Source organism: Serratia sp. N21D137, assembly GCF_047530005.1.
GTDB lineage: Bacteria > Pseudomonadota > Gammaproteobacteria > Enterobacterales > Enterobacteriaceae > Chania > Chania fonticola_B.
In genome coordinates this window covers 18,677-38,874 of the sequence record NZ_JBLJAJ010000029.1, presented here as the reverse complement: position 1 = coordinate 38,874, position 20,198 = coordinate 18,677, and the positions used below count along the sequence as shown (strand labels likewise).

Genomic DNA, 20,198 nt, shown 5'->3' with positions numbered 1-20,198 from the left:
TAACATGAATACTGCTTCTGTTGCTGTTAGCCAAAGTCAGGCCATACCCAAATTACGCTGGCTGAGAATTGTGCCGCCTATTCTGATCACCTGCATTATTTCTTATATGGACCGCGTTAATATCGCCTTCGCCATGCCTGGCGGCATGGACGCCGAATTGGGGATCACCGCCTCCATGGCCGGCTTGGCAGGCGGCATCTTCTTCATCGGTTATCTGTTTCTGCAAGTGCCCGGCGGCAAGCTGGCGGTTAACGGTAACGGCAAAAAGTTTATTGGCTGGTCGCTGCTTGCCTGGGCGGTGATCTCGGTGCTGACCGGTTTGGTGACCAATCAATACCAACTGCTGTTCCTGCGCTTTGCCCTGGGTGTTTCAGAAGGCGGTATGCTACCGGTAGTGCTGACCATGATCAGCAACTGGTTCCCGGACAAGGAACGTGGCCGCGCCAATGCCATCGTGATCATGTTCGTGCCGATCGCCGGTATCCTCACCGCCCCGCTCTCCGGCTGGATCATCACCGCCTGGGACTGGCGCATGCTGTTCCTGGTAGAAGGCGGTCTATCACTGGTGGTGATGGCGTTATGGTGTTTCACCATCAGCAACCGCCCACAGGAAGCCAAGTGGATCTCACAGGCTGAAAAAGACTACCTGATCAAAACCCTGCATGACGAACAGTTGCTGATCAAAGGCAAAACGGTGCGCAATGCTTCGCTGCGGCGCGTGCTGGGCGACCGGATCATGTGGCAACTGATCCTGGTTAACTTCTTCTACCAAACCGGGATCTACGGCTACACCCTGTGGCTGCCCACCATTCTGAAGGGCCTGACCAACGGCAATATGGAACAGGTGGGCTGGCTTGCCGTGCTGCCCTACATTGGCGCCATTTTCGGCATGCTGATCGTTTCCACCTTGTCCGATCGCACCGGTAAACGCAAAGTGTTCGTTGCCCTGCCGCTGGCCTGCTTTGCTATTTGCATGGCGCTTTCCGTACTGATGAAAGATCACATCTGGTGGTCTTATGCCGCGTTAGTCGGTTGCGGCGTGTTTATTCAGGCGGCCGCAGGCGTGTTCTGGACTATTCCCCCCAAATTATTCAACGCCGAAGTGGCCGGTGGCGCACGCGGTGTGATCAATGCCTTGGGCAACCTCGGCGGTTTCTGCGGCCCTTATATGGTTGGCGTGCTGATTACTCTGTTCAACAAGGACGTTGGCGTCTATAGCCTGGCAGCCTCACTGGCGATCGCCGCAATGCTGGCACTGATGTTACCCAACAAATGCGACCAGGTCGCCGGGAGCGAGCAATGAAATACTGGCTCGGGCTCGATTGCGGCGGCACCTTTATCAAGGCCGGATTGTATAACGCCGAAGGTAAAGAACTGGGTATTGCTCGCCGTAATTTGGCGATCGTCGCCCCACAGCCTGGCTGGGCGGAACGGGATATGCCCGCGCTATGGCAAACCGCCGCCAGCGTGATCCGCGAGGTGTTGGAACATAACGGTGTCGCCGCGCCAGCCGTTCAGGGGCTGGGGATTTCGGCCCAGGGCAAAGGCGTGTTCCTGTTGGATAAACAGGGAAAACCGCTGGGTAACGCCATTCTGTCTTCCGATCAGCGGGCACTGGCACAGGTGATGGCCTGGCAAAAAGCGGGCATGCCGCAAACCCTGTACGAGCAAACTCGTCAGACGCTATGGACCGGCCATCCGGTTTCGTTGCTGCGCTGGATCAAGCAGCATCAACCCGAGCGCTACGCCCAGATCGGCAGCGTGCTGATGGCGCATGACTACCTGCGCTACTGCCTGACGGGCGAACTGGCCTGTGAAGAAACCAATATCTCCGAATCCAACCTGTATCAGATGGAGCGCGGCTGTTATGACCCGGCACTGGCACAGTTGCTTGGCATCGACGAGATCGTGACAGCCCTACCGCCAATTGTCGGTTCTGCCGAGGTCGCCGGGCGCGTTAGTGCTGAAGCCGCGGCGCTCACCGGCTTGCCAATCGGTACCCCGGTGGTGGGCGGTTTGTTTGACGTGGTATCCACCGCACTCTGTGCCGGGCTGCAGGATGAAACCCGACTCAACGCGGTGATGGGCACCTGGTCGGTCACCAGTGGGATAACCGCAACGATCGCTTCCGACTCCGGCTATCCGTTCGTTTATGGCCGCCACGCCGAGCAAGGCAAATACATCGTCCACGAAGCCAGCCCTACCTCCGCTGCCAATCTGGAGTGGTTTTGCCAGCAATGGGACCTGCACGACTACGCGCAGCTCAACCGCTGGGTGACAGACCTGCCCAAGGCTGGCAGCCAGTTGCTGTTTGCCCCCTTCCTTTATGGCTCCAACGCCGGGCTGGGATTGAGTGCCAGCTTCTACGGCATCCAGGCCTTCCATCAGCGCGAACATCTGGTCCAGGCGATTTTCGAGGGCGTGGTGTTCTGCCATATGACCCACCTGAACCGTATGCGGCAACGTTTCCCCCAGACCAAGGCACTGCGCGTCACCGGGGGGCCAGCTAAATCGGCCCCCTGGATGCAGATGTTTGCCGACGTCAGCGGCTTACCGGTCGAGCTGCCGCAGGTGGAAGAAACCGGCTGTCTGGGCGCGGCGATGGCCGCCATGGTGGGCACCGGCGCTTTTAGCGACTTTGCCGCCGCGCAGCGGGCATTGGCTCCACGCATCGAAACCGTTCTGCCAGATCCCACCGCCCAGGATGCTTACCACCGTAAGTACCAACGTTATCAGGCGCTGGTTGCCACGCTACAAACGTTGCAACACGGCGATTTCAAGGAGGCTGTATGACCATCAAACCGCGCCTGCAACTGGCGCTCGATCACACCCGGCTGGATGCCGCTCTGCAAACGGTCGACCGTCTGCATCCGTACGTCGACATCATTGAGGCAGGCACCATTTTATGCATCAGCTCAGGGATCCAGGCCGTGAGCGCCCTGCGTGAACGTTGCCCGCAACATACGCTGGTCGCCGATCTGAAGGTGGCCGATGCAGGAGCGACCCTGGCCGAACAGGCTTTTTCGCAGGGCGCCGACTGGATGACCGTGATATGTGCAGCTCCCCTGGCCACCATGGCTAGCGCGCTGGAGGTGGCCGAGCGCTACCGGGGTGAAATCCAGATCGAACTGTTTGGCCGCTGGACGCTGGAAGATGCCAATGCCTGGCGCGATCTGGGTATCAAACAGGCGATTTACCACCGTGGCCGCGATGCTCAGGCCAGCGGGCAAACCTGGGGCCAACAGGATCTGGACACCATGAAGGCGCTGTCCGATCTGGGGATTGAGCTTTCGGTTACCGGCGGGATCGTCCCTGCCGATTTGCCGCTGTTTAAAGACATCGCCGTGACGGCGTTTATTGCCGGGCGTGCGCTGGCCGAGGCTGCCGATCCGGTGGTAGCCGCACGTCAGTTTCATACCGCCATTGATGACATTTGGAGATCTTGATATGCGCCAGCATCCGTTGGGAATTTACGAAAAAGCGCTGCCGAAACACCTGAGCTGGCCAGAGCGGCTGGCATTGGCCAAGGCCTGCGGCTTTGATTTTGTCGAGATGTCGGTCGATGAAAGTGATGAGCGGCTGGCACGTCTGAGCTGGAGCAAAGAGCAGCGTCTTTCGCTCGTCAGCGCCATGTTGGAAACCGGCATCAGCATCCCCTCGATGTGCCTTTCCGGCCATCGTCGTTTCCCGTTCGGCAGCCATGACGAAGCCACGCGGCAACAGGCTTATCTGATCATGGAACAGGCTATCCAACTGGCCAAAGACGTTGGCATTCGCACCATTCAGTTGGCGGGTTATGACGTGTATTACGAGCAGCAGGACGAAGGAACTCTCGCCCGCTTTACCGAGGGTATGCAATGGGCGGTGGAACGTGCCGCTGCCGCACAGGTGATGCTGGCGGTCGAAATCATGGATACCGAATTCATGAGTTCCATCAGCAAGTGGAAAAGCTGGGACTCCCTACTGGCTTCCCCTTGGTTCACGGTATATCCAGACGTTGGCAACCTTAGCGCCTGGGGTAACGACGTCGCGCAAGAATTGCAGCTCGGCATTGACCGCATCGCTGCCATTCACCTCAAAGACACCTTCCCGGTCACTGAGACGTCACCGGGTCAGTTCCGCGATGTGCCATTCGGTGAAGGCTGTGTGGATTTTGTCGCCCTGTTCCGCACGTTGAAGCAGCTCAACTATCGCGGCGCTTTCCTGATTGAGATGTGGACCGAAAAGGCCGACGAACCGGTTGCCGAGATCGTGCAAGCCCGCCGTTGGATTGAACAACAAATGCAGCAAGGAGGAATGACATGCTAACTCTGCCACAGCTTAAACAGCAGGTATTGGAGGCCAACCTCGACCTTCCGCGCCACAAGCTGGTGACCTTTACCTGGGGCAACGTCAGTGCCGTTGACCGTGAACGCGGATTGGTGGTGATCAAGCCTTCCGGCGTGGAATATGCGCATATGCAGGTGGAGGATATGGTGGTAGTCAATCTGGCCGATGGACAACGAGTTGAGGGTAACAAGAAGCCTTCTTCAGATACCGCTACCCATTTGGCGCTGTACCGCGAGTTTGCCGACATCGGCGGCATCGTGCATACCCATTCACGCCATGCCACTATCTGGGCACAGGCCGGGTTGGATATCCCTGCCTGGGGCACCACTCATGCCGACTATTTCTACGGCGCGATCCCTTGCACCCGGTTGATGACCGCAGACGAGATCGAGCACGATTATGAACTGGATACCGGCAAGGTGATTATTGAAACCTTCCGCCAGCGCGGCATCAGCCCAAGCGCCATTCCGGCGGTGCTGGTCAATGCCCATGGGCCGTTTGCCTGGGGTAAGGATGCGCATGACGCAGTGCACAACGCGGTCGTACTGGAAGAAATTGCTTATATGGGGATTTTTTCGCGGCAGTTGACGCCGGAGATTGGCAACATGCAGCAGGTGCTGTTGGATAAGCATTACCTACGTAAGCACGGCAAGAACGCCTATTACGGCCAATAGCATCCCCTCACCCCAACCCTCTCCCACAGGGAGAGGGAGCTGTTAGCCCCTGCGCTTTTGGAAGTAAAGAGGTCATCTCAGCAAACTCGATCGCTCCTCCTTCAAAGTGAATGACTACAGTTTCAAACACACTCGATCGGTCCTCATTCAAAGTGAGTTACTACACTTTCAGCCCAACTCGATCGGTCCCCTCTCCCTGTGGGAGAGGGTTAGGGTGAGGGGTCAGTTCGATAAAAAAATGCCAGCCACTGAGAAGTGGCTGGCATTGTGTTTTTCCTACAGTGATATTACAGCGCGCGCAGGATCGCTTCCACGCTGGCCTTGGCATCGCCAAACAGCATCTGGGTGTTCTCTTTAAAGAACAGCGGGTTCTGCACACCGGCATAGCCGGTATTCATCGAGCGTTTGAACGCGATAACGTTTTGCGCTTTCCACACTTCCAGCACCGGCATACCAGCAATTGGGCTGCGCGGATCTTCCAACGCCGCCGGGTTCACCGTGTCGTTGGCACCAATGACCAGGACGGTATCGGTGTCCGGGAAGTCATCGTTGATCTCGTCCATTTCCAGCACCACATCGTACGGCACACGGGCTTCCGCCAGCAGCACGTTCATGTGGCCCGGTAAACGACCCGCCACCGGGTGAATGCCAAAACGCACCTTGATGCCACGCGCGCGCAGCTTCTCGGTGATTTCCGCAACCGGATACTGTGCCTGCGCCACCGCCATGCCGTAGCCTGGGGTGATGATCACCGAGGTGGAGTTACGCAGCTGTTCGGCCACTTCTTCCGCCGTGGTTTCGCGGTATTCGCCCATTTCTTCTGCGTCGCCGGTTGAGGAACCATCGGTACCAAAACCACCGGCAATCACGCTGATAAACGAGCGGTTCATCGCTTTACACATGATGTACGACAGGATCGCACCGGAAGAACCGACCAGCGCACCGGTCACGATCAGCAGATCGTTGCTCAGCATAAAGCCTGCCGCCGCCGCTGCCCAACCGGAGTAGGAGTTCAGCATCGATACCACCACCGGCATGTCTGCCCCACCGATTGACGCCACCAGATGCCAGCCGAAGCCAAGAGCAATCACGGTCATGATCAGCAGTGCGAACACTTCCCAACCAACGCTGTTGGTACGCACGAACAGCACCATCAGCAGGAAGGAAACCACCAGAGCAGCCAGGTTCAGCTTGTGACGATTAGGCAGCATCAGCGGCTTGGAAGAGATGATGCCGCGCAGTTTGCCAAAGGCCACGATAGAGCCGGTAAAGGTCACCGCACCGATGAAGATGCCGAGGAACACTTCGGTAAGATGGATATTTTCCATCACCGGCTCCATGGCGACCGTACCGTGATCCAGGTAGCTGTTGAAGCTGACCAGCACCGCAGCCAGACCCACGAAGCTGTGCAGCACCGCCACCAGCTCTGGCATTTCGGTCATTTCGACCTTCTTGGCCAGATATACGCCAATGGAACCACCGATGATCATCGCGATAATGATCCAGCCCACGTTACCGGAATCCGGCCCGAGGATGGTGGCGATCAACGCGATCGCCATCCCGGCCACGCCGAACAGGTTACCCTGCTTGGACGTTTCATGGCGCGAAAGACCGGCCAGGCTGAAAATAAACAGAATAGCGGCAACAATGTATGCAGCTGTAACTAATCCACCAGACATTTTTGCTACCCCTTAGTTTTTGCGGAACATCTTCAGCATGCGCTGAGTGACGGTGAATCCACCAAAAATGTTGATGCTGGCGATCAGTACCGCGACAAAGGAGAGGAAACTCACCCAGCCGCCATGACCAATCTGCAACAACGCACCGACCACGATAATCCCTGAGATCGCGTTAGTGACCGACATCAACGGGGTATGCAATGCATGGCTGACGTTCCAGACCACGTAGTAACCTACCACGCAGGCCAGCGCAAACACGGTAAAGTGAGACAGGAATTCTTTCGGTGCCGAATTGGCAAACCAACCGAACAGGATGATCGCCAGTGCGATCAGACCGTATTTCACTATTGGTGAGGTTGGTTTCTTTTCAACTTTCTCGATTGGCGCGGCGGCAGCCTGCTTAGGCTGGGCGGAGACCTGGATCGGCGGTGCTGGCCAGGTAACTTCGCCATCGCGAACTACGGTCACGCCGCGGATCACGGTGTCTTCGAAATCGATATTGATTTCGCCGTTTTTCTCTTTCGACAACAGCTTCAGCAGGTTCACCAGGTTGGTGCCGTATAGCTGTGAGGACTGCGTCGGCAAGCGGCTTGGCAGATCGGTATAACCGATAATCTTCACGCCGTTTTCGGTAACGGTCACCTGATCGGCCACGGTCAGCTCACAGTTGCCACCGGTTTGCGCGGCCAGATCGACAATCACGCTGCCCGGCTTCATGGAAGCCACCATCTCTTTGGTAATAAGCTTTGGTGCCGGGCGGCCAGGGATCAGCGCCGTGGTCACGATAATGTCTACTTCCTCTGCCTGAGCGGCAAACAGCGCCATTTCCGCTTTGATAAAGGCTTCAGACATCACTTTGGCATAGCCATCGCCGCTGCCTGCTTCTTCCTCAAAGTCCAGCTCGAGGAATTCTGCGCCCATACTCTGCACTTGCTCTTTCACTTCCGGGCGGGTGTCGAAGGCGCGAACGATCGCCCCCAGGCTACCAGCCGCACCGATAGCGGCCAAGCCAGCAACCCCAGCACCAATGATCATCACTTTGGCCGGGGGAACTTTACCGGCGGCGGTGATCTGGCCGGTGAAGAAACGCCCGAATTCGTGCGCCGCCTCAACGATAGCGCGATAACCGGCGATATTGGCCATTGAGCTCAGAGCATCCATGGACTGCGCACGTGAAATACGTGGCACGGAATCCATGGCCATAGCGGTCACGTTGCGGGCCGCCAGCTTCGCCATCAATTCTGGGTTTTGTGCCGGCCAGATAAAGCTGACTAACGTACTGCCTTCACGCATTAACGCAATTTCTTCCTCAAGAGGTGCGTTAACCTTCAGGATCAGATCCGATTGCCACACATCGGCTGTATCGGTAATTGTCGCCCCTGCGGCTTGATAAGCTGCATCTTCAAAGCTTGCCAGTTTTCCCGCCGCGCTTTCGATCGCGACGGTAAAGCCCAGTTTCAGCAGTTGTTCTACCGTTTTCGGCGTTGCTGCAACTCGGGCTTCATTGGCCAACCGTTCTCTTGGTACACCAATACGCATAATGTTCCCTTCTCACCTGTTCTGATGATGTTTATTATCGTGTTACCCATAGCGATAGCACCGGCTGGCAAGTTTTTTATCAGCCTTGCCTGTCAGCAAATTAAGGTGCCACCTATAACCTACTGAAAATGTGATCGATGATCCATAATTGCTTACGTTTACCCGTCAGTTTTTACATAAAAATGCAGCTAAGGCTATGACAAATCTCAAATCTGGATGCAAAAACTGCCCGGAAGGCCCTTTTCAACGCACTATTGTGCAGAACCCGCCCTAAGCCATTTCCTGTCAGCCGCGGACAGCGAGCATAAAAGTTATAAAATTGTGAATAATTAACATTAATGAGATTAAACGCTTTATTATTGAAACTTATAACCTGTTGGCTCAACGTGGTTCATCTAGTGTGGCTCGGCTTTGTCGCATCGCATCACATAAAATGCTGAGACACCTGCCAAGGTTACATGGCATAATCTGCGGCTGAATTACACCTAAACTGTTCAGCACGTTATAAACGTTACTGCGCTTGGCGAAAGGATTTTTTATGAAGCTGAAGACCACGATCATCGCATCAGCCTTGTTATCACTTACTGCGCTGTCTGTGCATGCCGCGCAAGAGTTAACTCCTGAGAAAGCAGCGGCCATCAAGCCGTTTGATCGCATCACCATTACCGGCCGTTTTATTGCCATCAACGAAGCTGCCGATGCCGTATCCCGCCGTGCAGATAAAATGGGGGCCGATGCCTTCTATATCCAGGACATCAACAACAGCAACAATGGCGGCAACTGGCGCGTCACCGCAGACGTCTATCATAAAGATGCCCCAGAAGTCAGCAAAGAGACCAAATACCGCGTGATTAACGGCGTGAAAGAACTGCCGAAAGACGAAGCCTTCCTGCTTGAGCCTTACGATACCGTCACCGTCAGCGGCTTCTACCGCAGCCAGCCAGACATCAACGACGCCATCTCCAAAGCCGCACAGAAGAAAGGCGCTGCCTCGTTCTTTATCGTGCGTCAGGTGGATGCCAACCAGGGCGGCAACCAGTTCATCACCGCTTACATCTATAAAGCCGATGCGCCGAAGCGTGTGGTGCAGAGCCCGGATGCCGTACCTGCCGATTCTGAAGCCGGTAAAGCCATGTTGGCTGCTGGTGGTGCAGAAGCCGCCAAGGTCGAGATCCCTGGCGTTGCCTCTTCCGGCTCACCAGCCCGCGACGTTGGCCGCTTCTTCGAAACTCAGACCTCTACCGGCCAGCGTTACACTGTAACCTTGCCGAACGGAACCAAAATTCAGGAAGTGAATAACGTCACCGCCGCGCAGATGGTGCCGTTTGATTCCGTGACCTTTACCGGCCACTTCAACAGCATGACCGACGTCTCTACCGAAGTGGCGAAACGTGCCGCAGAGAAAGGCGCCAAGTACTACCATGTGACGCGCCAGTGGCAGAACAAGAGCGGCGGCAACCTGACCGTCAGCGCCGATCTGTTCAAATAATCCCCGCTGTCACCTTGATCGAAGGGCTGCCACCGTGCAGCCTTTTTTTATGCCGCTGCTGAATAAGTTTTTATCCATTGCGCATAACCAATCATTGCATCTGCAAGCATCTCCCCTTAGAATTTGCGCCAATTTTTAGCTTCATTACCTGCCCTTGCGGTAATTGCCATGACGTTATGGCTGGCCTGCACGGAACGCATAGTTGTTTATTCTGTCTCGGGATCCATCATTGGAAAGAAAACTTGGTCTTACCGCGTTAACCGCCTTGGTGCTCAGCTCAATGCTGGGCGCAGGCGTCTTTAGCCTGCCGCAGAATATGGCCGAGGTTGCCAGCCCGGCGGCCTTGCTGATTGGTTGGGCCATCACCGGCGTCGGCATCCTGTTCCTGGCCTTTGCCATGTTGCTGCTGACACGCCTGCGCCCCGACCTGGACGGTGGCATCTTCACCTACGCCAAAGAAGGCTTTGGCGAACTGGTGGGCTTCTGCTCGGCGTGGGGTTACTGGCTATGTGCGGTGATCGCCAACGTTTCTTATCTGGTGATCGTGTTTGCTGCACTAAGTCTGTTTACAGACCGCAGCGGCACGGTGATCCTGGGCGATGGCAACACCTGGCAGGCGTTGATCGCCGAATCCTTGTTGCTGTGGATCGTCCACGCCTTGGTATTGCGCGGCGTGCAAACGGCGGCCAGTATCAATCTGGTGGCCACCCTCGCCAAGTTGCTGCCGCTCGGCCTGTTTGCCGTGCTGGCCGCTATCGCGTTCCGCATGGATACCTTCACGCTGGATTTCCACGGCGTTGCTCTTGGTACGCCAGTTTGGCAGCAGGTTAAAGACACCATGCTGATCACCCTGTGGGTGTTTATCGGTGTTGAAGGTGCTGTGGTAGTTTCCGCCCGCGCCAGGCAGAAAAAGGACGTTGGCCGCGCCACCATGCTGGCCGTGATTTCCGCTTTGGCGGTGTATCTGGTGATCACCCTGCTGTCGCTCGGCGTGGTGCCACGCAGTGAGCTGGCTGAAATGCGTAACCCATCAATGGCGGTGCTGATGGTTGACCTGATCGGCCCTTGGGGTGATGTGATCATCGCCACTGGCCTGATCGTTTCGGTGTGCGGGGCTTACCTCAGTTGGACTATCATGGCGGCCGAAGTGCCTCTGCTTGCCGCTCAACACGGCGCATTCCCTAAAATTTTCCGCAATCAAAACCAGAACCACGCTCCGTCAGCCTCCTTGTGGTTGACCAATGGTGCAGTGCAAATTGCGCTGGTGATTATCTGGCTGACCGGCAGCAACTACAATTCGCTGCTGACCATCGCTTCCGAGATGATCCTGGTGCCGTATTTCCTGGTGGGAGCCTTCCTGTTCAAGGTAGCCCGTCAGCGGCAGGATAAGCGGCTGATTTTCGCCGCGAGCGGTGCCTGCCTGTATGGGCTGTGGCTACTCTATGCTTCAGGCCTTATGCACCTGTTGATGTCGGTGCTGCTGTATGCACCTGGCTTGCTGGTGTTTATGTATGCCCGCAGTGGACATCAGGAGGTGAAATTGCTCAACCGACTAGAGAAAGGCACCGTTATGCTGCTGTTGGCTGCAACCCTCCCTGCCGGATGGTTTATGTTGCATTGATCGACTCCATTAACCGGGTGACCTCACCCGGTTAATTGCCAGGTACCGGTTGGGCGTTAATGGTGATCCTCTCACCCACCTGCGTCACTAGCACTGATTCGCCGCACTTTTTCTCAATGGCGTCCAACTGCTCCGCCGCCAGCGGATACGGCAGTTGAATATCAAACACCACCAACTGCTGCTGCCGGGCCAGATCGATCAGGCGAATAATATTGACCTCATCGCTGACCTGCGTCGAAACCACCTGTAATGCCAACTCTTTCAACTGATCCTGACGCGAGCGTGAGTCTGCCACGCGCGATTTCACTACCATGCCAAAAATAGGCATCACGCCATAGATTGCATCGATAAAGCGCCACTGCTTTTTGCAGGAGGCAGATAAAAAGTGGGTGTAGTCAAAACAGACTCTCTCACTGCGCGCGACGAATGCAAGATGATCGTTGTTCATCTTCGTTACCCTTCTGGTGGCCAGTGCTGAAATGTCATCGATGGCAAGCGTTATCCGCTTTCTGACGTATAATGGCATAATTACCTTAATGTTTGCCAGTTTGCTCAGGAGCTTTACTCGATGGTCTCTCACAACTCGGCCCCTGTGCTGATCACCGGCGGTGCCCGCAGAATTGGGCTGGCTCTGGCCAAGTCGTTCTTACAACGGGGCGTTCCGGTCATTATTGCCTATCGCAGTGAATACCCGGCGTTAGCCGAACTCCAAGACCTTGGCGCGATCTGCCTGCAGGGCGATTTCTCTGCCCACGAAGGGATCTATCATTTTGCCGATCAGGTAAAACAGGTCGCCCCAAAGCTGCGTGCCGTGATCCATAACGCCAGTGCCTGGTTGGCAGAATCACCGGAGACTCCGCCGGAACAGGTAATGGCTTCGATGCTCCAGATCCACGTTTACACACCCTACCTGTTAAACCAACTGCTGGAACCCTGCCTGCTTGGCCAAGGGCAAGCCGGTGCCGATATCATCCACCTGACGGATTATGTGGTGGAGAAAGGCAGCGACAAGCACATTGCCTATGCCGCCAGTAAGGCCGCGCTGGATAATATGACCCGTTCCTTTGCCCGTAAACTGGCCCCCGAAGTCAAAGTGAATGCTATTGCCCCGGCGCTGATCATGTTCAACACCGGTGACGATGAAGCCTATCGTCAGCAGGCATTGAGAAAATCCCTGATGCAGATTGCCCCAGGGGAAAGCGAAGTGGTCAATCTGGTGGATTATCTGATGGGCAGCCGCTACGTTACCGGGCGCACTCACGGCGTGGATGGCGGACGACCGCTGCGCTGAATAATGGGCATGGCGCAACACCGAGCAGCGCGCTATGCTGGATGCCGTTTTTCCTATAAAACCACCCTATTATGACTAAAATTGTTTTTGTAGAAGACGATCCTGAGGTTGGCAAACTGATTGCCGCCTATCTGGGCAAACATGACATCGACGTCATCATCGAACCCCGTGGCGATACGGCACAGGCCTGTATTGAGCGGGAACAACCAGACCTGGTGCTGTTGGATATCATGCTGCCCGGCAAGGACGGCATGACGCTGTGCCGCGATCTGCGCCCGGTTTATCCCGGCCCGATCGTGTTGCTCACCTCGCTGGACAGCGATATGAATCACATCCTGTCATTGGAAATGGGTGCGCATGACTACATCCTGAAAACCACGCCGCCTGCGGTGCTGCTGGCACGCCTGCGTTTACACCTGCGCCAACACGGTGGCAACCAGCCAAAAGAAGAGCAAACCCAGAACATCACCCAACATAATGCCGTGCATTTTGGTTTACTGTGCATCGATCCGGTCAACCGCGAGGTGACGCTGGGGGAAGAGATCGTCACTCTTTCTACCTCAGATTTCGATCTGCTGTGGGAGTTGGCGACCCATGCAGGGCAAATCATGGCCCGTGAAGCGTTGCTGCAAAACCTGCGCGGTGTCAGCTACGACGGTATGGATCGCAGCATCGATGTGGCCATCTCACGCCTGCGCCGCAAACTGTATGATAATGCCCTGGAGCCGTTTCGCATCAAGACCGTGCGCAACAAGGGCTATCTGTTTGCCCCCAACGCCTGGGCATCGGTGCAACAATGAGAAAATTGTTCGTGCAGTTCTTTTTACTGCTGTTCGTCTGCTTTCTGGTAATGGCGATGCTGGTTGGCCTGGTTTACAAGGTCACCGCCGAACGCGCCGGGCGCCAATCGATGGACGACCTGATGAAGAGTTCGCTGTATCTGATGCGCAGCGAACTGCGGGAGATCCCGCTAAAAGACTGGAACAAAACCATCGCCACCCTGGATCTAAACTTATCGTTCAAACTGCATATCGAGCCGCTCGGTAAGCAGAACCTGAATGAAGATCTCACCAAGCGTCTGCACATGGGAGAGATTATTGCACTGGACGATCGCTACACCTTTATGCAGCGCATTCCCCGTAGCCACTACGTGCTGGTCGTTGGCCCCATCCCTTATCTGTTTTATCTGCACCAGATGCGCATCCTGGATTTGGTGCTGCTGATTTTTATCGGCTTGTCGCTGGCCCTGCCGGTGTTCCTGTGGATGCGCCCGCATTGGCAGGACTTGCTGAAACTGGAAAATGCCGCCCAACGCCTGGGGGCCGGGCATCTCGATGAGCGTACACACTTTGTACCCACCTCGAGCCTTTACCGGCTTGGCGTTGCCTTTAATCAGATGGCCGATAACGTCAACACGCTGATTGTCAGTAAAAAACAGCTGATTGACGGTATTGCCCATGAGCTACGGACTCCGCTGGTACGCCTGCGCTACCGATTGGCCATGAGCGATAACCTGACCGACGGCGAGCAGCAGGCATTGAATCGGGATATCGGCCAGTTGGAATCCCTGATCGACGAGCTACTGACCTATGCGCGTCTGGATCGGCCTCAGGTCGCGCTAAATATCGAGCCTATCGATTTGCCCGGCTGGCTACAGGATAAGGTGGCCGATATCCAGTTGATCCACCCAAAGCGCGACATTGAGCTGAACATCCCGCATGTCGGTGACTTTGGCGGTGTCGATCTGCGGCTGATGGAGCGCGTGTTGGACAACCTGGTCAACAATGGCCTGCGCTATAGCGAACGGCGTTTACGCGTCGGCCTGTGGTTTGACGGTGATGCCGCATGCTTGCAGGTGGAAGACGATGGCCCAGGAATTCCGCCAGAAGAGCGCGAACGGGTATTCGAGCCCTTCGTCCGCCTCGATCCCAGCCGCGATCGCGCTACCGGCGGCTGCGGGCTTGGGTTGGCGATCGTGCATTCCATCGCCGTGGCTTATCAAGGCCAGGTCTTTGTGGAGGCCAGCTCTTTGGGCGGCGCCAGTTTCCGCTTCTGCTGGCCGATTAAACCCCCTTTAGATACCAAAACAGAGCCGGCATAACGATCCGGCCCCGTTGGCTCAACGGATCCACTATGGAGTTGAACAAATGACATCTGCATCATCCACTACGGCCTACGGCCAACTTCGCGCCCTATTCATCCGCCTTTCGCGTTTTGACCACCTCTCGGCCATCAGCGGCTGGGATATGCAAACCATGATGCCGCCGGGGGGCAACAAGGCGCGTTCCGAAGCCCTTGCGGAATTGAGCGTGTTGAAGCATCAAATCCTGACGGCACAGAAAACGGGTGAACTGCTCGACCGCGCGCAACAAGAAGCGCTAGATGAATTTGACCGTGCCAACCTGCTCGAAATGCGCCGCCAGTATGACAATGCCATGCTGGTGCCAGAAGCGCTGGTCGAAGCCAAATCCCTTGCAGGTGCGCGCTGCGAACATGCCTGGCGAGCACAACGCCCGGCCAACGACTGGGAAGGTTTTAGCGATAACCTACGCCAGGTGGTCAAGCTAAGCCGTGAAGAGGCGCAGATCCGCGCACAGGCAGCGGGCGTCAGCCGTTACGATGCGTTGCTCAATCTGTATGAGCCTGGCATGCGCAGCAGCGATCTGGACCGTATCTTTGGCGATCTGAAAACCTGGTTGCCCGACCTATTGCAAAAGGTGGTCGCCAAACAGCAACAGGAGACTTGCCTGATCCCGCAAGGTCCGTTCGATGTCGACACCCAGCGTAAGCTGAGCCTGAGCGTGATGAAACTGCTCGGCTTTGACTTCGACGGCGGCCGGGTTGACGTTAGTGCTCATCCGTTCTGCGGCGGCGTGCCGGAGGACGTGCGTATCACCACTCGCTACAACGAGAAAGAGTTCCTTACCGCGCTGCTTGGCATCGTGCATGAAACCGGCCACGCCCGTTATGAACAAAACCTGCCCCGTGAGTGGCTGGGCCAGCCAGTAGCGCAAGCTCGGTCGACGGCGATCCACGAATCACAAAGCCTGTTCTTTGAAATGCAGCTGGCTCGCGGTAGTGACTTTCTGAAAGTCCTGCGGCCGCTGATCGTCAATCAGTTTGGTGAACAAGCGGCCCTGGAAGAGAGCAACTTTATTCGCCTTAATCAGCGGGTGAAGCCGGGGCTAATCCGCGTCGATGCCGACGAGGTCAGCTACCCTGCCCATGTGATATTACGCTATGAAATCGAGCGTGCATTAATTGAGGGGGAGATCGAGGTAGAGGACATTCCAGCGCTGTGGAATGAGAAGATGCACAGCTACCTTGGCTTGGATACCGTGGGCGATTATCGCAACGGCTGTATGCAGGACATCCACTGGACGGACGGTGCCTTTGGTTACTTCCCAACTTACACCTTGGGTGCCATGTATGCGGCCCAACTGTTTGACAGTGCACGCAGCGCAATGCCAAAACTGAGCGAAGATATTGCTGCCGGTAATTTAACCGAGCTATTCCATTGGTTACAGCAAAATATCTGGCGTCACGCCAGCCGTTACCCTACCGATACGTTGATCACCAACGCCACGGGTAAGACGTTAGACCCAAGCTATTTCCGCCGGCATCTGGAAAGCCGTTACCTGTAATCTCCGCCCCCTCCGTACGTTAAGGTGTTGCTGGTATAACTTAACGTACGGATTTGCAAAATAGAGTCCACATGACTTTAACCATCAATGTGTTACTTGAAAATCGCCTGGCTGCCGGGGCGGATAAAGCGTTAATCGCCAAAGCCGGGTTGAGCCTGCTAGTTCAGGATGAATCGGACAGCGTACTTTTTGATACCGGTCCGGACGGCAGTTTTTTAAAAAATGCGGCTCAAATGGGGATTAGCCTCAACGACCTGACCGCTACCGTGCTCTCTCATGGCCATTACGATCACAGCGGTGGTGTCCCCTGGTTGCCCGATAACAGCAGAATCATTTGCCACCCCGGCGTGCAAGACGTGCGCTATGCCGCCGTTAATCTTCTGGGCCGGATAAAGAAAATCAAACGGTTATCGCCGGAAGTGGATTACTCGCGCCACGCCATGGAGCTGACCAGAGCCCCAGTGCAAATCAGTGAGCGGTTCCTTTGGTCCGGTGAAATCGAGGTGCCTACCCCCAAAGCCTACGGCATTATTGAAAATGCGCAACAATCCCCTGATTACATCGCCGATGAAGGTGTGCTGATTTATAAATCCGATCGAGGCCTGATAATCATCACTGGCTGCGGCCACCGGGGAATAATCAATATTGTACGGCACTGCCAGAAGATCACCGGTATCGATAAGATCCACGCGCTGATTGGCGGCTTTCACCTGAGATATGCCTCGCCTCTGCGATTATTGCAGGTACAGCGTTTTCTCAAACAAATCAAACCCGAGAAAGTGATGGGTTGCCATTGCACCGGCCCTTGGGGGCAGCTGTGGTTGCCTAATACGATTAGCCCGGCGACGGGGGATAGGATCACGTTAGAGTAATCCTCTAGCTAGAATCGGAAAGGCGTAATTCCTCTTTACTATCCGAACCGTTAATGATTGATTAAAACTCCGATGATACACTGTATCAGAGGTGAGTTAGGCGGCGAATACTAAGGAGGAGTAATTATGACATGGAGTTACTATTTAAAAAATATATTGTGGGGATTGTTTTATACAAGTGCCGTATACGGTGCATGGTACAAAAACCCAGAAAGCGAGAGATTAACCCTCATCCTCATTCTATCCGTTATTAGCTGCGTCCTTACCCCATTCGCAAAAAAGTTGATTGAAATAGTAGTATTGAGATATTCCACTAAAGAATTTTGGCAACAGGATTTTTTTGTAAGCTCTGTCGGCGGGAGTGTGCAAGTGATCTATGATTTAGTCTGTCTTATTTTTTCCATACCTTTAGCAGCCCTTTACTTACGTATGCATATATTCAAAGCTCTAAGGCATAAACCTTAGAGCTTCGCATTTTAAATGCCAATTAATTTATTCACTTTTTCCATTAAAGAATCATCGATAAAAGCACTAACCAATGTCATTATAATGGCATAGCCTAACACTCCTAATGGAGAGCCAAGAATAACACTAAAAGCAAAAGCAGTTAGCGCCGTTGCAGCCCTTCCTGCGGCTAAAGATTCCAACTGAACAAAAACTGGTCGCCAATTATTACTATCAAGCGCATTCTCTATTTCTTTCACGGTATCGTAACCAACTATTGTCCAACCAACATAGTTAAAAGCCTTACTAAACTTGGCTAAGCTTTTGGCCATCTGATCACGATTAAGCGATTCAAGCGCTTTGGCTATCGCCTCACGATCTTTAACACTGAATTTTTTATTTAGTACATCCTTATACTTATTAAAGGCTCTCAGTGCTTCATCTGCACTGCGGATCTGCTTGCCTTTAGCCGCGTCCGCCAACTCTTGTGCAATTTTAGCCGACTGCTCACCAAATCTACCGGTTAATTCCGTATAAAAATTAGCCGTGTACTTGACTGCATCCTTAACACGGTCTTCTTCGGCCTTGGTTTCTGCCTCTTGTTTAGCTTTAGTGTTAGCCTGCTTCTGGGTTTGTACATCAGACAGCGTTTTTCTGGCGTTATTGAGTACGTTCTCCGCGTTGGCTTTATCCTTTTTTGCCTGTTCAAGGCGGTTTGCCGCACGATTTGCCGATTCTCTCGCGGCATTCATCTGATTTATTGCAGTATCACGTTCTCTCGTCAAATTTGAGATCAAATCCATCGCGCCATTAAACTCGGTCCACCACGCCTGTTTTCCGTAATCAACCTCGGTGTTCCATTTAACAAAGTTATCCAGCAAATCATCATGTTTTTTCCTTTTAGCTTCGGCCTGAGCCGCTTTAAACTCATAGTCACGGGCACTATTTTCAGCAATCGCTTTATCATTAGCGGCCTGATTAATACGACCATTCGCATCATTCAGCGCATTTTGGGCGGTTTGTTCATTTTGATGCGCATCATTTTCAGTACGTAACAGACCCGCTTCGGTAGTAAGATCTAAATCTTTGAGGCGATTGACTTCATTTTCTTTTTGACGCTGTTCATGTTCCAGTTGCTCTAATTTTTGTTTTGCCGCATCGATATCCGCTTGAATAGTTTTCACCTGTTCCAGCGTTTTTCCCATTTCCTTTCTGTTCAAGGATTGCTGTTCCCTAACCCACGGAGTAGGCTTCTCTCTAGAATAGAACCAATCTTCATTATTCCGTTTCAAGTATTCTTGTTGCACTCGCCTTTTGTTAGCTTCATGGCGCAGCACGGTTAAGCGTTCCTTACTAACTTTAAGTTTACTGATAATGGCGTTAAGGTTAGCTTTTTCTAATATCGTCTGATTGTTTTTCGCTAACTGGCCGTTTAACTCATCAATATCCTGTTGCATTTCCTTAATTTGATTATCAAGGTCTTTGACCTTGTTCGCCGCAAACTCAATAGCCTTATCGGAGTCTTGGCGGAAACTTTCTTTGGCTTCATTACTGAATGGGACAACATCATCATCTTCCGGATCAAAAGCGCTTATCGGTTTATTGATATCGGAAATCTTCTGATCCCACAGATGCGTAATGTTACTAATTTCTTTTTGCCTCTCCGGTAAGCGATTACCAGACCATGCTTCAACCACCATGTTGCCATCTGACAGATCAAACCCACGCTGCCAGCCATGACCATTCCAGTAATACCCCATTGAAGTCAAAACATCGCGTTCGTACTGTGTTGTATCTTCATATCGAGCCATCATTAAATTTCCTTTTCAAATAATAGACGGATTTCAGTGATATCAACCGTATATAAATACGGCCTTATCCACCTTATGGCGCCTCTTTTTGCTCGTCAATATGAATAGAAATCATTCTCATTTATATGCGTACCACTACGCAAAAAAAGATATTCATCAAACTGGTGACAAATTGGCAATGTTGCTGAATTAGCCCTTAACAGCCAACGATGTTCCATAGTGCACGCCCTTCCCCAGAGCACCGGGGCTGCAGGTTGCTGGCTTATAACACCCATAATGTATGTTGTAACTAAAAAGAGATAAAGAAGACCAATAAAATCCTCCTGACCTACCGTTACACAAGTTCAGCACTCGTACATTAGGTTACACGCCGAAACCAATCACTCACGGAAAGTATTCTTCTGTTTGCATAAGATTGTTTCAACGGCCCCGCAGTGGGGTTACAAACCAACAGATAGTTGAGGATCTACCGATGAAAAAAGTATTAGCTCTGGTTGTTGCCGCTGCAATGGGCTTGTCATCTATCGCTTTCGCCGCTGAGGCCGCCGCTCCTGCTGCTGCACCAGCCGCCACTACCCAAGCCGCACCAGCGAAAACCACCCACGTGAAAAAACATCACGCCAAGAAAACGATCGAGCAGAAAGCTCAGGCAGCCAAGAAGCATCACAATGCCAACGGTAAAAAAGCCCCGGCCCAGAAGGCACAGGCTGCTAAAAAGCATCACAAAAAATCCAGCAACAAAGCAGCAACTCCGGCAGCCTGATAGTCAACCGGCGTGAGGCACCCCTCACCTGTTCTGGTAAGC

General features: G+C 53.8%; 18 protein-coding genes. 14 read left to right on the top strand and 4 right to left on the bottom strand.

The window, feature by feature from the left end:
- Positions 1-4: 4 nt before the first annotated feature.
- From ACMV5H_RS19910 to araD, 5 genes are read left to right on the top strand one after another with little or no spacing between them, the layout of a single operon-like run.
- A complete protein-coding gene (locus tag ACMV5H_RS19910) occupies positions 5-1,303 on the top strand; it encodes an MFS transporter (protein ID WP_021806493.1) in 1,299 nt (432 codons plus the stop codon).
- Positions 1,300-2,793, top strand: coding sequence for an FGGY-family carbohydrate kinase (locus tag ACMV5H_RS19905; RefSeq protein ID WP_414822333.1), 1,494 nt, complete (start codon positions 1,300-1,302; stop codon positions 2,791-2,793). The genes ACMV5H_RS19910 and ACMV5H_RS19905 overlap by 4 nt, the downstream gene beginning before the upstream one ends.
- Entirely contained in the window at positions 2,790-3,446 is a 657-nt protein-coding gene (gene ulaD, locus ACMV5H_RS19900) for a 3-keto-L-gulonate-6-phosphate decarboxylase UlaD (protein WP_414822332.1), read from the top strand. Before ACMV5H_RS19905 ends, ulaD begins: the two co-directional genes overlap by 4 nt.
- A 1-nt stretch (position 3,447) precedes the next feature.
- Positions 3,448-4,308: an L-ribulose-5-phosphate 3-epimerase gene (locus ACMV5H_RS19895; RefSeq protein ID WP_414822331.1), complete on the top strand. Its 861-nt coding sequence runs from the start codon at positions 3,448-3,450 to the stop codon at positions 4,306-4,308.
- A complete protein-coding gene (araD, locus tag ACMV5H_RS19890) occupies positions 4,302-5,003 on the top strand; it encodes an L-ribulose-5-phosphate 4-epimerase (protein ID WP_115158906.1) in 702 nt (233 codons plus the stop codon). Before ACMV5H_RS19895 ends, araD begins: the two co-directional genes overlap by 7 nt.
- Positions 5,004-5,290: 287 nt before the next feature.
- On the opposite strand, the gene pntB is transcribed toward araD, so the two are convergent.
- Together pntB and pntA are read right to left on the bottom strand one after the other, a co-directional pair.
- Positions 5,291-6,682: a Re/Si-specific NAD(P)(+) transhydrogenase subunit beta gene (gene pntB, locus ACMV5H_RS19885; RefSeq protein WP_414822330.1), complete on the bottom strand. Its 1,392-nt coding sequence runs from the start codon at positions 6,680-6,682 to the stop codon at positions 5,291-5,293.
- A 12-nt stretch (positions 6,683-6,694) separates the two neighbouring features.
- Positions 6,695-8,221 (bottom strand): Re/Si-specific NAD(P)(+) transhydrogenase subunit alpha, encoded by a 1,527-nt coding sequence (pntA, locus tag ACMV5H_RS19880; protein ID WP_071683463.1) that lies wholly within the window; start codon positions 8,219-8,221, stop codon positions 6,695-6,697.
- 538 nt (positions 8,222-8,759) lie between these two features.
- Between pntA and ydgH the strand changes: the two genes are divergently transcribed.
- Together ydgH and ACMV5H_RS19870 are read left to right on the top strand one after the other, a co-directional pair.
- A complete protein-coding gene (ydgH, locus tag ACMV5H_RS19875) occupies positions 8,760-9,710 on the top strand; it encodes a DUF1471 family protein YdgH (RefSeq protein ID WP_021177865.1) in 951 nt (316 codons plus the stop codon).
- Positions 9,711-9,939: 229 nt separating this feature from the next.
- Positions 9,940-11,331 carry an amino acid permease gene (locus ACMV5H_RS19870; protein WP_414822329.1) on the top strand — a complete coding sequence of 464 codons (1,392 nt, stop codon included), beginning with the start codon at positions 9,940-9,942 and terminating at the stop codon, positions 11,329-11,331.
- 31 nt (positions 11,332-11,362) lie between these two features.
- On the opposite strand, the gene ACMV5H_RS19865 is transcribed toward ACMV5H_RS19870, so the two are convergent.
- On the bottom strand, positions 11,363-11,779 hold the full coding sequence (locus ACMV5H_RS19865) for a hypothetical protein (RefSeq protein ID WP_115158903.1): 417 nt from the start codon (positions 11,777-11,779) through the stop codon (positions 11,363-11,365).
- A gap of 120 nt (positions 11,780-11,899) precedes the next feature.
- Between ACMV5H_RS19865 and folM the strand changes: the two genes are divergently transcribed.
- From folM to ACMV5H_RS19835, 6 genes are all read left to right on the top strand, one after another.
- A complete protein-coding gene (folM, locus tag ACMV5H_RS19860; protein WP_209527183.1) occupies positions 11,900-12,622 on the top strand; it encodes a dihydromonapterin reductase in 723 nt (240 codons plus the stop codon).
- Between the two features lie 71 nt (positions 12,623-12,693).
- A complete protein-coding gene (gene rstA / locus ACMV5H_RS19855) occupies positions 12,694-13,422 on the top strand; it encodes a two-component system response regulator RstA (protein WP_071683461.1) in 729 nt (242 codons plus the stop codon).
- A complete protein-coding gene (gene rstB / locus ACMV5H_RS19850) occupies positions 13,419-14,723 on the top strand; it encodes a two-component system sensor histidine kinase RstB (protein WP_414822328.1) in 1,305 nt (434 codons plus the stop codon). Before rstA ends, rstB begins: the two co-directional genes overlap by 4 nt.
- Positions 14,724-14,769: 46 nt before the next feature.
- On the top strand, positions 14,770-16,266 hold the full coding sequence (locus ACMV5H_RS19845; protein ID WP_414822327.1) for a carboxypeptidase M32: 1,497 nt from the start codon (positions 14,770-14,772) through the stop codon (positions 16,264-16,266).
- A 71-nt stretch (positions 16,267-16,337) separates the two neighbouring features.
- Positions 16,338-17,138: an MBL fold metallo-hydrolase gene (locus ACMV5H_RS19840; RefSeq protein WP_414822326.1), complete on the top strand. Its 801-nt coding sequence runs from the start codon at positions 16,338-16,340 to the stop codon at positions 17,136-17,138.
- A 126-nt stretch (positions 17,139-17,264) separates the two neighbouring features.
- Positions 17,265-17,603 carry a colicin E1 family microcin immunity protein gene (locus ACMV5H_RS19835; RefSeq protein WP_414822325.1) on the top strand — a complete coding sequence of 113 codons (339 nt, stop codon included), beginning with the start codon at positions 17,265-17,267 and terminating at the stop codon, positions 17,601-17,603.
- An 11-nt stretch (positions 17,604-17,614) separates the two neighbouring features.
- Here ACMV5H_RS19835 and ACMV5H_RS19830 read toward each other — a convergent pair whose 3' ends face one another.
- A complete protein-coding gene (locus tag ACMV5H_RS19830; RefSeq protein ID WP_414822324.1) occupies positions 17,615-19,396 on the bottom strand; it encodes a colicin-like pore-forming protein in 1,782 nt (593 codons plus the stop codon).
- A 469-nt stretch (positions 19,397-19,865) separates the two neighbouring features.
- On the opposite strand from ACMV5H_RS19830, the gene asr reads away from it, so the two are divergent.
- Positions 19,866-20,156 carry an acid resistance repetitive basic protein Asr gene (asr, locus tag ACMV5H_RS19825; RefSeq protein ID WP_414822323.1) on the top strand — a complete coding sequence of 97 codons (291 nt, stop codon included), beginning with the start codon at positions 19,866-19,868 and terminating at the stop codon, positions 20,154-20,156.
- The last annotated feature ends 42 nt before the right edge of the window (positions 20,157-20,198 follow it).